The sequence below is a fragment of the Companilactobacillus insicii genome (genome assembly GCF_003946015.1).
Lineage (GTDB): Bacteria > Bacillota > Bacilli > Lactobacillales > Lactobacillaceae > Companilactobacillus > Companilactobacillus insicii.
The window spans coordinates 1-14741 of sequence record NZ_RHNU01000030.1; the positions used below are offsets into that span (position 1 = coordinate 1).

Sequence of the window (14741 nt, forward strand, 5' to 3'; positions counted from 1 at the left end):
CGAACACAGAAGTTAAGCTTCTTTACGCCAAAAGTAGTTGGTGGGAAACTACCCGCGAGGATAGGAAGCTGCCACGCTGTTCATCATTATGGAGGATTAGCTCAGCTGGGAGAGCATCTGCCTTACAAGCAGGAGGTCACAGGTTCGATCCCTGTATCCTCCATATTGAGTCGTTAGCTCAGTTGGTAGAGCATCTGACTTTTAATCAGAGGGTCGACAGTTCGAACCTGTCACGACTCATTTGCAACAAATATATATCCCATGCGGGTGTGGCGGAATTGGCAGACGCGCTAGATTTAGGTTCTAGTGTCCTATGGACATGAAGGTTCAAGTCCTTTCACCCGTATTTCAATATTGTTGTTGCAATATTGAGAAGTTTTTATTAAAATTGAATAAGCATAATTCATTTTATGCCGACTTAGCTCAGTTGGCAGAGCATCTGTCTTGTAAACAGGGGGTCGGAGGTTCGAATCCTCTAGTCGGCATTAATGCGGAAGTAGTTCAGTGGTAGAACATCACCTTGCCATGGTGGGGGTCGCGGGTTCGAATCCCGTCTTCCGCTTTCATTATAGTAACGCCGGGGTGGCGGAACTGGCAGACGCACAGGACTTAAAATCCTGCGGTAAGTGATTACCGTACCGGTTCGATTCCGGTCCTCGGCACTATAATGAATATGCACCCATAGCGCAATTGGATAGAGTGTCTGACTACGAATCAGAAGGTTGTAGGTTCGACTCCTACTGGGTGCATTGCTTTATTTCGGGAAGTGGCTCAGCTTGGTAGAGCACCTGGTTTGGGACCAGGGGGTCGCAGGTTCGAATCCTGTCTTCCCGATAGCAGCAAATTGTTGCAAGTTTTATTTTTGGCGGTGTAGCTCAGCTGGCTAGAGCGTCCGGTTCATACCCGGGAGGTCGGGGGTTCGATCCCCTTCGCCGCTATTTATTCCGGACCTTTAGCTCAGTTGGTCAGAGCAGGCGGCTCATAACCGCTCGGTCGTAGGTTCGAGTCCTACAGGGTCCATCGCATGGAATAAAGCTTAAATTCATATTGTTATCGCGGGATGGAGCAGTCTGGTAGCTCGTCGGGCTCATAACCCGAAGGTCGTAGGTTCAAATCCTGCTCCCGCAATTGAATTGTTTTATATGGTTCCTTGGTCTAGTTGGTTAGGACGCCTGCCTGTCACGCAGGAGATCGCGGGTTCGATTCCCGCAGGGACCGTTAATATGATAGCGCCTTGTCATATTAATTGGTATTAATAGTAGGTTTTTAATGCGGGTGTAGTTTAGTGGTAAAACCACAGCCTTCCAAGCTGTTGTCGCGAGTTCGATTCTCGTCACCCGCTTTGCCGCTTGTTATGGGCCTATAGCTCAGCTGGTTTAGAGCGCACGCCTGATAAGCGTGAGGTCGATGGTTCAAGTCCATTTAGGCCCACTATATCTGGAGAAGTACTCAAGTGGCTGAAGAGGCGCCCCTGCTAAGGGTGTAGGTCGCTAACGCGGCGCGAGGGTTCAAATCCCTCCTTCTCCGTTTTCATGACCCGTTGGTCAAGTGGTTAAGACACCGCCCTTTCACGGCGGTAACATGGGTTCAAATCCCGTACGGGTCATTGATGCTTTGCATCAATACAGTTTCATAAGTTTTATTTTTTAAGCAATGGAGGATTACCCAAGTCCGGCTTAAGGGAACGGTCTTGAAAACCGTCAGGCGGGTCAAACCGCGCGTGGGTTCGAATCCCACATCCTCCTTAACTAAAAAGTTTGAGGTTCCATTTTTATTATCGCGGGATGGAGCAGTCTGGTAGCTCGTCGGGCTCATAACCCGAAGGTCGTAGGTTCAAATCCTGCTCCCGCAATTAGCTTTATAATAATTACTTTTTGGTTCCTTGGTCTAGTTGGTTAGGACGCCTGCCTGTCACGCAGGAGATCGCGGGTTCGATTCCCGCAGGGACCGTTAAATGGCTCGGTAGCTCAGTTGGTAGAGCAATGGATTGAAGCTCCATGTGTCGGCGGTTCGATTCCGTCCCGCGCCATTTTGGAGGGGTAGCGAAGTCTGGCTAAACGCGGCGGACTGTAAATCCGCTCCTTCGGGTTCGGTGGTTCGAATCCACTCCCCTCCATAGTTTAGGGATATAGTTTAAAGGTAGAACTACGGTCTCCAAAACCGTCAGTGTGGGTTCAATTCCTACTATCCCTGTTTCTACCTTTTATCATGGCGGTATTGGTGAAGTGGTTAACACACCGGTTTGTGGCACCGGCACACGTGGGTTCGACTCCCACATACCGCCCTTTATTGGGTTATAGCCAAGCGGTAAGGCAATGGACTTTGACTCCATCATGCGCTGGTTCGAATCCAGCTAACCCAATTGTTTTAATATCAATATGGCGGTATAGCCAAGTGGTAAGGCAGAGGTCTGCAAAACCTTCATCACCGGTTCAAATCCGGTTACCGCCTTTGGGTATGCTTAAGTATTAAAATGCCGGTGTGGCGGAATTGGCAGACGCGCGGGATTCAAAATCCCGTTCCTGTATAAGGAGTATCGGTTCGACCCCGATCACCGGTATTAATTGTGAAACTTGACTTATAACTAAGTTATTCATGAGTAGCTCTTAACATTGTTAAACCAATGTTAAGAGCTTTTTTATTTGTTCAATTCTTAACCCCACTTGTGAAAAAAATAGTGCATTTTTGGACACTTCTTCAGCATTATAGGCACCTTTTCGGCACATTTTTAGAATTGTTTAAATGTTTTCATTATCTTCAAGTTGACGATAGTCATTTAATAGATGAAGATGGATTTTAAAAATACCATACAACGGTTTTAGATATTAAATAATTATTTAGACAACAAAAAAGCCGCCTGCTGAGAACAGACGACTCGGTATTGCTTAATTGTGCTTGCGGGACCAATCCGCGAGCACAATTAATTATAACATATATTTTTCGATTTATTTTAATATCGTTTAATAAAAAATAATTATAGAAGTGTGTTGACTTAAAGTAAACTTCAAGTGATTTAATAGTCTTTGTTAAAGTTATTAAATCAAAGGAAGAAAGAATATGAAAAAACAAACAGCTGGTCAAGAACAATTAGGTAAATTTGCTCCACAATTTGCTAAGTTAAATGATGATGTTCTATTTGGAGAAGTATGGAGTAAGGAAGATGAGTTATCGGCACATGATAGATCGATGATAACTATTGCAAGCATTATATCAGCAGGTAACCTAGAACAATTAGATGCCCATTTAAGAATCGGTAAAAAGAATGGAATTACTAAAGAGGAGATTGTTGCTGAAATAACTCACTTGTCATTTTATGCTGGTTGGCCTAAGGCTTGGTCAGCATTTAATCGAGCAAAGGAAATTTGGAAAGATTAATTTAATGGAATCGGCTTAACTTATTGTTAAGTCGTTTTTTGATTCTGCAATATTCTTCTTGCATAGGTTATACTGTAGTAGGTATTTTTGATTTTGGAGGAACCTTATGCAGAACAAAGTTAGTAGGGGCTGGGAAAAAATATTTTTTCCTATAGTTTTTATTTATTTTTTTATATTTAGATTTTTAGTTATACCGTCTGGAGATGATTTTTTCTGGGGAGGAACTCAAGGTAAGTATTTAATGCAACATGGGTTTTATGGTCCACAAAAAATCTACGGCGGTAGTAGTAATGGCCGATGGATCGGTAATATTTCTGAAATTTTTACTGTACATCATTTGATCTTTGCAATGCTAATGTACGCAATTTTTTGGACACTACTGTTATGGTGTATTTGGAAATTGACAGGTAAATCTAAACTGTCACTTCTTTTGAGTGGTTTATTTGTCTTCACCTTTCAGGACGGATATATAAGTACAGTTTTGGCCTGGAATGCTGGATTTGTTAATTACATTCCACCTTTAGCACTGATACTTTTGTTCTTAACGTTTGTTAAAGATTTATATGACGGTAAAAAATTTGATAATCCAATTATTTTGGCATTATTTATGTTTATTATGAGTTTAATAGGCGGATTATTCGTTGAACATTTGACGTTATATCAAATTTTTATTGGTATTGCAGTTATTTTAGTTGGGCGATTTGTGTATCAGGTAAAATTTGAGTGGTTTGAAGGTAGCTATTTATTGGGAGCTTTGATGTCAGCAGCAATCATGTTTAGCCATCCGGCATATCATGAAAAATCGACTTACCGTAACACTAACTTTGATATTCATGGAATCATAAATAATTATTTTTATATCACTCACTATTGGTTTAATACGTTGAATCTGATAGTAAATATCGTGTTGATGATATCAATTATTGTGATTGCTACCAATAAATTGAAGCATTATAGTAAAATTAAATGGTCAATTAATATCATTTCGGCTTTTTTTATTGTTTATTACTTAGTTATTAACTTTTGGTTGAGCAGACATAATTATGATCAATTCTTTATGTATCGTAATTTAAGTACGAAGGTAACCTTAGTTGATGGAATAATGACTGTTGTATTTTGGTTATTCTTAATTTTTTGTACTATATATTTGTTTAATTTTAAGCGGAATTATGTTTTGTATTTTAGCTTGTTTACTTATTTTGCTTTGATTTCACCATTTATTATTATTATTTCGCCAATTAATTCTCGTGAGTTTTTCACTTCATATGTTTTTCTTTATATTGCTGCGATTCTTTATGTTTTGAAAGCAGTAAGTTATTTTGGTAAATTATCAGTAAAGAGAATGTATCCAATCTTAGTAGTAGTATTGATGATTTGTGCCGTTAATGCGGGTTATAAAATGACTATCAATTACCATGCTAATATTGTCAGAGTTCAAAATGAAAGATTCCTGTCAGGTCAAGGACAGTTACCTAATCACGTTCCATATCGTAAATATGTTCTGTCTAATGATGCTTTATTACAGCAATCTTCCACTTATTGGAAAGATTTTTTGAGTAAGTCGTGGTTACAAAGATTATTTTAAATAAAAATTCACTGCGTGATTGTAGTGAATTTTTTTAGTAAGGGGTCTTATATGAAAAAAATCATATTAAGTATTTGGTTTCTACTTGTAACAATAGTCTCTATTAATGTATTTCAAACTAGAGTTTTAGCTAATGATGATTATGAAATTACAAATTATACAGTAGATATAAATATCGATAAACAAGGTAATGCACTGATGACTCAAAATGTCACTTATGATTTTGACGGCGATTTTCATGGAGTGTACTATAATCAGGCAATCAAGGGTATTAAAGGCGTTGGAGATCCAGAAGTTGCTGTAAAGGATTCTGATGGTATTACTGATCTTCAGCAATCTAACTCCCAGGCTAATAATACTTTTTCTGTTGATAAGACAGATGATTATATGAAGCTAAAAGTGTATCACGCGGTTTCTAACGCGAAGATTACATTTGTCTATCATTACAAACTTAATGGAGTTATTACAAATTATCGTGATACGGCTGAACTCAATTGGAAAATCATTGGGGGCGGTTGGGATCATGATTTGAATAATGTGAAAATTACGATAAATCTACCATCAAAAAACATAAACTCATTACAAGCGTGGGCGCACGGTACTTTAGATGGATTTAATAAGGTAGATAAGAAAAATGGTCGAGTTATTTTAACTGTCGACGAAGTTGATGCTGATGATTCAGTTGAGAGTCATATTATTTTTCCAACTAGTATTACGCCATTAAATACTAATAATGTTGATAAGAATGCTAAAAAAGGTATTTTGGCACAAGAAAAAAAGTTAGCCCAGGAAGCTAACTATAGAAGAAAAATGCCAAGTAGGATTACTAAGATATTTATATTATTAATTATTTTTTCGATAATAATGATTTTTGTATTTAATTACATTAAATTAATAAAAAATCCTATTCATAGACATAGCATGCCAACTCCGTTGCATCATTGGTTTGATGCGCCGGATGTAGCACCTAGTATGGCAAATATTATTTTAGATAAGTCTAGTAATGGTGATAGTAAGGGATTCACTGGGGATGTCCTGATTGAGGTTAATAAGCGTAATTTAAAAATTGATAAGGAAGGTAAGACTTTTAGAATTACTGCTTTAAGAGAGCCCCAAGATGATCTTATTAAATTTATGATAGAAACTATCGGTGACGGAACTAGTGTAACTATCAAGGAAATTAATAGATATGCTAAGAAGGATAAAAAGGGAAGGTTGTACGACAAGTTTAATGAGTGGAAAAATCGCGTAGCATATCATAGTGATAAATATATTGATATCAGCAATAAAAGAACTATATCAAGATTGTTAGGATCAGCGATTACCATCACAGTTATGATGTTAATATCAGTTATTTTGTCTACAATTTTTGTAAGAAATTGGATTATTTTATTGTCCGTAATATCGATTTTAACGATTATTACTACATGGGTAATGTATTTTATCATACGAAGACCAATAAGCTATTATACGGAGAATGGAGAGCAAATAGCCAATGAATTACGTGCGTTTAGGCGAATGTTTGAAGATGTTGATGATTTGAATTTGGCTGAAGTGGGAGATTTGATTCTTTGGGAACAAATTTTACCATATGCGGTTGCTTTTGGCATTTCTAAGAAGGTAGTTAAAGCATTGAAGTTAAAGTTTGGAACAGAGGCATTTGAAGCTACACCAGGTATGATGTATTACTACTGGGGAATCGGAAGTTTGAACAATAGTATGAATCTTGATCGTGCTTTTTCTGGAGCCTTTTCATCCAGTCACTCAGCAAGTAGTTCCAGTGTTTCTGGAAGTTCAGGAGGATTTTCAGGTGGAAGTTCCGGTGGATTTGGTGGCGGTTCAGGCGGTGGTGCCTTTTAGTTGGTACTTTATATCTACCAAGTCTCCATATTGTTTAGCAAAGATAGTTTCAAAGTTACTAGTATTATTAATATTATTGAATAATTTAACACCTGATCCTAGAAGATCAGGTGTTATTTGTATTTGCAATGTGTCAATTAAATTATTATCTAGTAGGGATGAAACTAGTTTTCCGCCTCCTACTATCCAAATGTCTTTACCTTTTTGCTTTTTTAATTCATCTACAAGCTCATTTATGGGCTTATCGGTTTGTTTAACATATTTTGAATTAATTTTTCGATGTGATAATACGAAAACTTCGTTATTTGGATAAGGAAACTCATCGGACATGGACATTAGATCATCATAAGTTTGTCTCCCCATGATTATTGTATCTACGTGTTCAAAAAATGGTTGATAACTTTCACGCATAATTTTTTCATCATCGTATTTAAATAGCCAATCTAATGAATAATTTTGATCAGCTAAGTATCCGTCTAAACTTGTGGCTCCATAAAATACAACTTTTCTCATAGTTAATCTCCATTCTTTTGATGAACTTATTGTATCGAGTTATTATCACATGGTTCAAGTAAAAAAAATAAGAGTTTAAACTCTTATAAGTTCAAACTCTTGTTTTTTTATGCCTTACGACGTTCGAAATAGATAACACTTGATAGTATTAATAGACCAATAACGCTAGCTAAGATACTTGTTTGAGTACTTGTTTGTGGTAAATAAGTTTGTGATTCATCTGTGCTGCCTTCATAAGGAGGCTTTGGACTTGATGGATCCACAATGTTACCAGTTGAAGAACCATTACCACTGTTGTTATTTCCGTTATTATCAGGGTCGAGTGGGTTAGTAATTAATCCGCCATCACCTTCATTATCGTCATTGTCATCTTCGTCACCTTTACCTTCATTTCCATCAGTATCAGGATTTTCACCGTTACCATCGCCACCGTCTGTGACTTTAGGATCTGAAGTTATCAAATGTCCGAGGTCAATATCCGAATCAGTAATTTCAAATTCAATTTTTTCATCGTTAATATCGTAACCATTTGGAGGTAAGGTTTCTTGGAAGTAATATTTACCAGGAACTAAGTCACTGACAGTAATATGTCCATTTTTATCAGTCATATAACTTCCAATGATGTTTCCATCGGCATCATATAATCCATATACAGCACCAGGTACTCCAATATAATTACCGTTAGCCATGTCCCCAGTGTCAAATTTGACTAGTGATGCAGAGAAATTTCCATCTACATCAGCATCATCGTCTTTTTCATTTTCAAAGGTGATTAGGCTAGGTGTAGGATCTTCTGAAGAAATAGTGAATTCAAATGATTTTTCATTAGTAGTGTAGCCTTCTGGAGCCTTAACTTCCTTAACAATATAATGTCCATATGGCAAGTCAGATACGTGTACAATACCATTTTCATCAGTAGTTACGGTCTTCGGTTCAAATCTAGGATTTGAAGTACTTTTAACTACAAAAGTTGCACCAGGTAATTTTTCACCAGTATGCAAATCAATTTTTTGGATGATAATTGATCCTAGTGGTTCACCAACGGGATCATCTTGACCTTCAATGCTTACTGGTGTAGTAGTTTTACCTGAAACACTAAATGGGATTTCTGTATCATTTAATTGATAACCATTTGGTGGTGTTGTTTCTTTAAAGTAATAATTTCCGGGTGCTAAATTTGTTACTTTAATTTGACCATTTTCATCTGTTGTTAGTCCTGTTTGAATTGGTGTAGTGGATCCTTCTTGGTACAAGTCATATACTGCACCGGTAAGGGGATTTTCACTGTCATCACTTATTTTTGTAAGTGTAACTGATCCCTTGACATTACCAGATCCTGAACCGGAATTATCACCAACTAAATCAGAAGTAACGCTTCCGCTAGCTGATTCACGTGGTGTTTCACCATCACTACCAGGCACACCCCAAGTGATTTGAGCCTGATTCTTGAAGACATATTCTCCATTAGTTGCTAAATCAGCAGGGACACGTGTTTTCATCGTGATAGCATACATCTGATTAGCAGAGTCAGAAATGTTCAAATGGAAGCCATTTGGATTTTCGTTTAATAAATATTGGTCACTTGGTACTAATTCACCAAGTTTGTATTGATTGTTGCCAGTCCATGAAGCTTTATTAACGACTACTGAACCAGGGATGTATGTCAAGTTCTTATCTCGTTGTGTAACATCTTCATAAACATTCATGTTGTTTAAGTCTAGTTCACGACGATTAGCAAGAATAGTCCAAGTAATGATGTGATCACCATTTTCATCAGTTCCTAGTGACCCTTTCTTACTTATATTATTCTCTGATTCAATAACTGTTAAGTTGCTTGATTGGTTGCCGTTCATTGTCGGAAATTGAACGTTATTGTCACCAATAATCGCTGAATCACTGACACCAATTCCGTTATTGATGTTAATTTGTCCCTTTGTATCGTGGAACTTTTCAACATTTTCATTGAAGGTGACAGTTATTGTGTTATCAGAGTTAACGACGGCTTGTCCAATAATGTTACCTTCATCATCCTCAACGTTGAATGGTACACCAGCAGTACTCTTTGAACGCAGTTGCTCGGGTAGTTCCATGGTTAAGGTGTCTCCATCTTTAAGCTGGATACCTGTTCCAGTTGTGTCCCAAGTATATTGCAAACCGACAGTGCTGGAATAAGTATAAGTTCTGTCAGGATTGGTTATTTGAGCGCTGGATATCAAATCTTCACTGGTGTATGCTGCGGCAGAAACATCAGTAGAATTAAAGTACATTGCTGCTACAAAAATTCCTAAAGCTGCAATTACAGTAGTGAAAATATTGCGTAAATTTTTCCCCATATTTTTTCCCCTTTCATAAAATCGTACAATTTAATTATAAAATCAGACGATTAATAAAAACAAGGTGATATAAAATTTAATTAAAATAATTATATATTTGACAAGAGGCTGTATTGTTTGTTAACCACTAGTTGTAAATTTAATTCCAACAATGCTGATCAGTAATAGAATAATAAAGATCCAAGTAAGAGGTGAAATCTTATCGCCGAAAATAAGAAAACCAACTAATATTGATCCTAATGCACCAATTCCCGTCCAGATGGGGTACGCGATGCTGAGTGGTAAAGTTTTTGTAGCCTTAGCAAGTAGTACGAAACTGATAATCATGCCTATTATTGTTAAAATAGTAAAATTAAGTTTTGTAAAGCCGTGGCTTAATTTCATCATTGAAGCCCAAACGACTTCAAATAATCCTGCAACAATCAAATAGATCCAATTCATATTAATTCCTCCATTTTTTAATAAAAAAAAAAGTATCCCTAACAATTCCTTCTTTGGCCTAATGGAATTGTTAAGAATACTTTTTTTAGTGACACCCGGCGGTGTATTGATTTATCATAGAATAATACCACATTAAATATTTTATGGCTAGGGGATCGTTTAGAAATGATTGAAAGAATGACACTTGATGAAATTGATCAAGTTGCAGATATATGGTTGGAAGGTAATTTAGACGCTCATAATTTTATTAGTGAAAAATACTGGAAAAATAGTTTGAAGTTAGTAAAAAAGGAATTTGCCAGTGCGGAAGTGTATGTATACAAAGTTGATGATGCGATTGCTGGATTTATTGGACTTAATGGTAACTACATTGCAGGTGTGTTCATTAAACGTGAGTATCGTAGTCAAAAAATTGGTAAACAATTAATTGATTATGTTAAATCAAATCATAATGATTTGATTTTAAGTTGTTATGTTAAAAACTACAAGGCTTTGAACTTTTACAGAGTTAATGACTTTTCTATTAAAACAGAAGGGTTAGATAAAGATACTGGAGAAGCAGAAGTAACAATGATTTGGATGAAAAAAAGAGCGTGACAAAGCACGTCTAACTTCTGAGTATAACCTAGAATGCCCCCGTATTTACGTAAGTAAATGCGGGGGCATTCTCAGTTAAACGGAAGAAGTTGTACTTTGTCGCGCGTTTACGCTGCATAAATAATGAATTTTATAGTTATGTCACAGCCTGTGTTTTATCCTTCAGCCGCAATAATAGGGAAGCGTTTGACGATAAATGTTAAAAGATAAGATGCTGCTAAGATAACTGCAACAACCATGTATGGGTAGTGAGTGTTCCAATCCATTAGAGCACCTGACATCAAAGGTCCGATGACATTACCGATACTAGTTAACGACATATTCATACCATTAATAAGCCCTTGATTTGCCTTACTAGACTTAGTTAATAAAGTTGTAATAGCTGGACGTAGTAAGTCAAATGATGAGAATATAATCAGTGTTGCGACAATTACTGCAACGTGTGAATGAGCTTGAGTAATCCAGAATACACAGATAGCACTCAATAGGAAACAGTAACTGATCAATCCAACCTCACCAATCTTGTTGATGAGCCAGTTGAATGCTGCAACTTGTAGTATTAATGAAATAATACCGTTAAGAGTCAATACTAATGCAATCGTTCCCAATCCAAAGTTAAAAACTTGGTTTACATAGATACTGTAGATACTTTCAAAACCTTGTAGTCCAAATGAAGAAATTAATATCATACCAAATAGGACAACCATTGGTATGGTAAGAATAGACATAATTGAAGATTTATTGTTGTTGAGTTTAGCTTCTTCTCTCCGCTCAACTTCAATTGTTTCTTTACTTTCTTTAAGAAATATTTGTGTAAAGATACAACTTGTAATGGCTAAAACACCAGCTACCCAAAACGGTGTTTTATAACTGAATCCAGCTAAAATACCACCTAATCCTGGTCCTAAGATTAATCCACCACTGAAAGCAGCTGATAACCAGCCAATAACTTTGGCACGTTCCTTTAAAGTGGTAAGATCAGATCCCAGTGCCATGGAGGTAGGGATTACCATGGCAGCGGATAATCCACCTATGATACGTGATAGGTTGAACATAGGTAATGTTGTAGCAATTGCAAAAATAAATTCAGAAATCATATAGGTAAATAACCCAAATACGATAACTGGTTTACGTCCAATTTTATCAGACATTCTACCGACAATAGGTGAAGCGACGAACTGTGCAAAAGCAAACAATGAGGTCATAACACCCATTTGTGAAGTTGTATAGTGAAACTCATTTTTGATAAATGGTGTTACTGGAATTACTAATCCAATACCCAAACAAATCAAAAAGTTACTAAAGATTAAAATATAAATAGATTTCCTGTTCTTTTCCATGTTATTCCCCCTCTCAAAGGTGCGTTAAATGTGCTTAAAAAAAACCACCGCCGCGATTGGCGATAGTTTTTACTAGTTCATTCCATGTTAGATGAAAAATAGAAAAAAAGCAATATATTGTTTATGTTTCCTACTTGTTATTAATATTAATACATACAAAAAGACCATCCTCATTCGTGGTTCCCGAGGATGGCCTATACTGATTCCACCAGAAAGAATTGTACCATTGTGAATATCAGTGTTTTCAAATATTAAGAAAACTTAAAAAATGCTTATTTAACACCACTTTGTGTCTGTTCGGTTACTTTGTCATTTGTAAATGTTATTACGATTTTTGCTCCAGAGTCGCCGTTGATTCCAGATGTATAAGTTAGTTTGTTGATTGAAGTACCATTTACTGATGAGTTATCATAACCATTTGGTTCTCCAAGCAGTTTGATAATATCGGCACTACTTTGATTACTTTCGATTTGTGCATATTTCTGAATGTTAATTTTGTTATTCCGATTTACTTTTAGTCCTGAGATTTTTTTGCTTATTGCATGATTGTTAGCAAAGCCAACTGATACTGAGGCTCCAGCATCAGCATTGGCAACTTTATCCCACGTTTGAACGTCGACATCAACACCTTGTACATTACTTGTAGAGTGACTTGTAGGAGTACCGAAGATAGGCTTTATAGTATCCCAAGATGTCCCATTATCTGAATCTAGGGCAATATTATTGAATTGATCTAATGTTATACCTTCATTAGATGAAGTAGTTGAGGTTTTTTTCTTTTTTGTGGATGATTTTGATTTTTCGACTTTTTCAGTTTTGTCGTTAGAGTTTGAACTGTCTTTTTTATTATTTATATAGCCAAATATTCCAAAACCCACACCAGCAATAATTATTAATACAATGATTAACCAAAACCACCACTTTTTTAATAGTGGCTTTTTTCGCGACCGACGAAGATCCATTCTAGACATATTTCCGTTATTATTCATTTTTCCACCCCTGACTCATAAGTTGATTACTATATGTATCTATAATACCAATTTTTTGGTGAAATTTTTATTTTTGATAATTTATTAAAGAAAATTCAAAAAATAGAAAGTTTAATTTAGTTATAAAATCTATTTAACTGCAAATAAACCCGTATCTACTATTACGTAAATACGGGTTTATTTTAAGATATACTAATAAATTGACCATGTTTTGTTATGTCATCTTTATAAGTTAAATTAAAATTTGTCTTCGTTCAATGCATGTTGTGCGGCTAAGTTTAATAGACTCCATTGACGATCAAATCCTGGTTGGAAGAAGAAATCAGCCTCGGCCAGATCTTCGAGTTTTAATTTGTTCTCAATTGCTAAAGCAAGTACATTTCCTTGAGCAGTGATGTCATATTTAGAAAGTACAGCACCGCCTAAGATCTGATGACTATCAGGATTGTATGCTAGATATACGTAAACTTTTGTATTTCCCTTGTCAGCGGGTACATAAATAGGACGCAAAGTGTCGCTATAAAATGATGTTGCAATATTTACACCTGCACGTTTTGCTGTAAATGAATTCAAACCACTTTCGGCAAAATGATAATCAAAGACACCTAGTGCCGATGAGCCGACAACACCTTTGAATGGTAGGGCAGGAGTATCTTCAAATAGGTGCTTAACAACATATCTAGCCTCACGACGTACGACAGTCGCTAAAGCTATTGGTACATGTGTTTCGGCAGGGATGGAGTATGCAAGTGTGGCATCTCCTATGGCGTATATGTCTGGAACGTTAGTACGTAGATATTCGTCAGTCTTGATCCAACCACGATCATCTAAGTCTACTACACCTTTGAGCCAGTCGGTGTTTGGCTTGACACCAGCAGCTTGAATTACTAAATCAGTTGGATATTCTCCAGTCTTTGTTTTAACTGAAGTTACTTTTTTATCGCCGACGTATTTTTCAATTTGTGCATTCATTACAACGTCGACACCATTTTTAATTAAATGTTTTTCGAGGATAGAAGTCATATCTTCATCGAGGTATGTTCCTAGTGGTCGATCGATAACGTCCATCAATGTGACTTCTTTACCAGCTTTAGTTGCTGCTTCAGCGGCCTCAATGCCAATATATCCTGCACCAACAATTGTAATATGTTTTGTTGCGGGATCGTTTAGCTTTGATTTAATCTTTGTGGCCCAATCGTATCCTCTCATTAAGTAGATGTTTTCTAAGTCATTTCCAGGAATAGGTAATGATTTAGGTGTAACACCAGAACTTAAAATTAACTTGTCATATTCATAATCTTTAGACTCATTAGTTGTTGAATCTAGGACAGAAACTGTTTTTGTATCAGCATTAATTTTTTGTACCAAATGATTGTTCAAAATATGGACATTGTCTTGTGGAAAACTCTTCTCACTGAAGTTTCTAACATCGTTAACATCTGTAACGCTGTCTTCAAGGAATAGTTCCATTCCACATGACATAAATGAAATGAAGTCCCCAGCTTCAAATAAAGTAATATCTACATCTTTGTATCTATTCAATAATTCAATGATGGATTGGTGACCACCGTGTGATGCTCCAACAATAACAATTTTCTTTTTTGACATGCAAAAGCCTCCTGTGAATTGATGAAAATATTAATAATTAAATATAACGTACACTCTTAGGTTATGTCATTTCGAAAGCGTTATCAATATAATACTTATT

General features: G+C 36.3%; 10 protein-coding genes and 26 tRNA genes. 30 read left to right on the forward strand and 6 right to left on the reverse strand.

Features of this window, described 5'->3' with window-relative positions; translation table 11 throughout:
- Positions 1–90 precede the first annotated feature (90 nt).
- The 29 genes from EKM79_RS09325 to EKM79_RS09465 all read left to right on the forward strand — a co-directional run bounded on the left by EKM79_RS09325 (position 91) and on the right by EKM79_RS09465 (position 6820).
- Positions 91–163: transfer RNA gene (locus EKM79_RS09325), tRNA-Val, on the forward strand.
- A gap of 4 nt (positions 164–167) precedes the next feature.
- A tRNA-Lys gene (locus tag EKM79_RS09330) sits at positions 168–240 on the forward strand.
- Between the two features lie 23 nt (positions 241–263).
- Positions 264–346: transfer RNA gene (locus EKM79_RS09335), tRNA-Leu, on the forward strand.
- Positions 347–412: 66 nt separating this feature from the next.
- Positions 413–485: transfer RNA gene (locus EKM79_RS09340), tRNA-Thr, on the forward strand.
- A gap of 5 nt (positions 486–490) precedes the next feature.
- Positions 491–562: transfer RNA gene (locus tag EKM79_RS09345), tRNA-Gly, on the forward strand.
- A 14-nt stretch (positions 563–576) separates the two neighbouring features.
- Positions 577–662, forward strand: a tRNA-Leu gene (locus EKM79_RS09350).
- Between the two features lie 13 nt (positions 663–675).
- Positions 676–749: transfer RNA gene (locus EKM79_RS09355), tRNA-Arg, on the forward strand.
- A gap of 11 nt (positions 750–760) precedes the next feature.
- A tRNA-Pro gene (locus EKM79_RS09360) sits at positions 761–834 on the forward strand.
- A 30-nt stretch (positions 835–864) separates the two neighbouring features.
- Positions 865–938: transfer RNA gene (locus EKM79_RS09365), tRNA-Met, on the forward strand.
- Between the two features lie 8 nt (positions 939–946).
- Positions 947–1020, forward strand: a tRNA-Ile gene (locus EKM79_RS09370).
- 34 nt (positions 1021–1054) lie between these two features.
- Positions 1055–1128 (forward strand) — tRNA-Met (locus EKM79_RS09375).
- A 16-nt stretch (positions 1129–1144) separates the two neighbouring features.
- Positions 1145–1218: transfer RNA gene (locus EKM79_RS09380), tRNA-Asp, on the forward strand.
- A gap of 53 nt (positions 1219–1271) precedes the next feature.
- Positions 1272–1342: transfer RNA gene (locus tag EKM79_RS09385), tRNA-Gly, on the forward strand.
- 14 nt (positions 1343–1356) lie between these two features.
- Positions 1357–1431 (forward strand) — tRNA-Ile (locus tag EKM79_RS09390).
- Positions 1432–1439: 8 nt separating this feature from the next.
- Positions 1440–1527 (forward strand) — tRNA-Ser (locus tag EKM79_RS09395).
- Positions 1528–1534: 7 nt separating this feature from the next.
- Positions 1535–1606 (forward strand) — tRNA-Glu (locus EKM79_RS09400).
- Positions 1607–1655: 49 nt separating this feature from the next.
- Positions 1656–1745 (forward strand) — tRNA-Ser (locus tag EKM79_RS09405).
- A gap of 33 nt (positions 1746–1778) precedes the next feature.
- Positions 1779–1852: transfer RNA gene (locus EKM79_RS09410), tRNA-Met, on the forward strand.
- A gap of 24 nt (positions 1853–1876) precedes the next feature.
- A tRNA-Asp gene (locus EKM79_RS09415) sits at positions 1877–1950 on the forward strand.
- Between the two features lie 6 nt (positions 1951–1956).
- Positions 1957–2029 (forward strand) — tRNA-Phe (locus tag EKM79_RS09420).
- Positions 2030–2033: 4 nt separating this feature from the next.
- Positions 2034–2116, forward strand: a tRNA-Tyr gene (locus EKM79_RS09425).
- A gap of 6 nt (positions 2117–2122) precedes the next feature.
- Positions 2123–2193: transfer RNA gene (locus EKM79_RS09430), tRNA-Trp, on the forward strand.
- A gap of 18 nt (positions 2194–2211) precedes the next feature.
- Positions 2212–2284 (forward strand) — tRNA-His (locus tag EKM79_RS09435).
- Between the two features lie 6 nt (positions 2285–2290).
- Positions 2291–2362 (forward strand) — tRNA-Gln (locus EKM79_RS09440).
- Between the two features lie 18 nt (positions 2363–2380).
- A tRNA-Cys gene (locus EKM79_RS09445) sits at positions 2381–2451 on the forward strand.
- Positions 2452–2475: 24 nt separating this feature from the next.
- Positions 2476–2560: transfer RNA gene (locus tag EKM79_RS09450), tRNA-Leu, on the forward strand.
- 497 nt (positions 2561–3057) lie between these two features.
- Positions 3058–3375 carry a carboxymuconolactone decarboxylase family protein gene (locus EKM79_RS09455; RefSeq protein ID WP_125568163.1) on the forward strand — a complete coding sequence of 106 codons (318 nt, stop codon included), beginning with the start codon at positions 3058–3060 and terminating at the stop codon, positions 3373–3375.
- Positions 3376–3481: 106 nt separating this feature from the next.
- On the forward strand, positions 3482–4960 hold the full coding sequence (locus EKM79_RS09460; protein WP_125568165.1) for a DUF6056 family protein: 1479 nt from the start codon (positions 3482–3484) through the stop codon (positions 4958–4960).
- A 51-nt stretch (positions 4961–5011) separates the two neighbouring features.
- On the forward strand, positions 5012–6820 hold the full coding sequence (locus tag EKM79_RS09465) for a DUF2207 domain-containing protein (protein ID WP_125568167.1): 1809 nt from the start codon (positions 5012–5014) through the stop codon (positions 6818–6820).
- Here the strand turns inward: EKM79_RS09465 and EKM79_RS09470 are convergent.
- The 3 genes from EKM79_RS09470 to EKM79_RS09480 form a co-directional block, all read right to left on the reverse strand.
- Positions 6800–7333, reverse strand: coding sequence for a dihydrofolate reductase family protein (locus EKM79_RS09470; RefSeq protein WP_125568169.1), 534 nt, complete (start codon positions 7331–7333; stop codon positions 6800–6802). The two genes, EKM79_RS09465 and EKM79_RS09470, sit on opposite strands and share 21 nt — an antisense overlap.
- A gap of 107 nt (positions 7334–7440) precedes the next feature.
- Entirely contained in the window at positions 7441–9666 is a 2226-nt protein-coding gene (locus EKM79_RS09475; protein ID WP_125568171.1) for an LPXTG cell wall anchor domain-containing protein, read from the reverse strand.
- A 120-nt stretch (positions 9667–9786) separates the two neighbouring features.
- Positions 9787–10107, reverse strand: coding sequence for a DMT family transporter (locus tag EKM79_RS09480; protein ID WP_125568173.1), 321 nt, complete (start codon positions 10105–10107; stop codon positions 9787–9789).
- A 165-nt stretch (positions 10108–10272) separates the two neighbouring features.
- Between EKM79_RS09480 and EKM79_RS09485 the strand changes: the two genes are divergently transcribed.
- Entirely contained in the window at positions 10273–10704 is a 432-nt protein-coding gene (locus EKM79_RS09485) for a GNAT family N-acetyltransferase (protein ID WP_125568175.1), read from the forward strand.
- Between the two features lie 155 nt (positions 10705–10859).
- On the opposite strand, the gene EKM79_RS09490 is transcribed toward EKM79_RS09485, so the two are convergent.
- The 3 genes from EKM79_RS09490 to EKM79_RS09500 all read right to left on the reverse strand — a co-directional run bounded on the left by EKM79_RS09490 (position 10860) and on the right by EKM79_RS09500 (position 14641).
- Positions 10860–12044: an MFS transporter gene (locus EKM79_RS09490; protein WP_125568176.1), complete on the reverse strand. Its 1185-nt coding sequence runs from the start codon at positions 12042–12044 to the stop codon at positions 10860–10862.
- Positions 12045–12316: 272 nt separating this feature from the next.
- A complete protein-coding gene (locus EKM79_RS09495) occupies positions 12317–13033 on the reverse strand; it encodes a DUF3862 domain-containing protein (protein ID WP_125568178.1) in 717 nt (238 codons plus the stop codon).
- 237 nt (positions 13034–13270) lie between these two features.
- Positions 13271–14641, reverse strand: a complete 1371-nt coding sequence (locus EKM79_RS09500) for an FAD-dependent oxidoreductase (protein ID WP_125568180.1) — start codon at positions 14639–14641, stop codon at positions 13271–13273.
- Positions 14642–14741 lie beyond the last annotated feature (100 nt).

Coding starts and splice junctions, on each gene's coding strand:
- EKM79_RS09455 (WP_125568163.1), top strand. CDS start 3,058: ATGAAAAAACAAACAGCTGGTCAAGAACAATTAGGTAAATTTGCTCCA.
- EKM79_RS09460 (WP_125568165.1), top strand. CDS start 3,482: ATGCAGAACAAAGTTAGTAGGGGCTGGGAAAAAATATTTTTTCCTATA.
- EKM79_RS09465 (WP_125568167.1), top strand. CDS start 5,012: ATGAAAAAAATCATATTAAGTATTTGGTTTCTACTTGTAACAATAGTC.
- EKM79_RS09470 (WP_125568169.1), bottom strand. CDS start 7,333: ATGAGAAAAGTTGTATTTTATGGAGCCACAAGTTTAGACGGATACTTA.
- EKM79_RS09475 (WP_125568171.1), bottom strand. CDS start 9,666: ATGGGGAAAAATTTACGCAATATTTTCACTACTGTAATTGCAGCTTTA.
- EKM79_RS09480 (WP_125568173.1), bottom strand. CDS start 10,107: ATGAATTGGATCTATTTGATTGTTGCAGGATTATTTGAAGTCGTTTGG.
- EKM79_RS09485 (WP_125568175.1), top strand. CDS start 10,273: ATGATTGAAAGAATGACACTTGATGAAATTGATCAAGTTGCAGATATA.
- EKM79_RS09490 (WP_125568176.1), bottom strand. CDS start 12,044: ATGGAAAAGAACAGGAAATCTATTTATATTTTAATCTTTAGTAACTTT.
- EKM79_RS09495 (WP_125568178.1), bottom strand. CDS start 13,033: ATGAATAATAACGGAAATATGTCTAGAATGGATCTTCGTCGGTCGCGA.
- EKM79_RS09500 (WP_125568180.1), bottom strand. CDS start 14,641: ATGTCAAAAAAGAAAATTGTTATTGTTGGAGCATCACACGGTGGTCAC.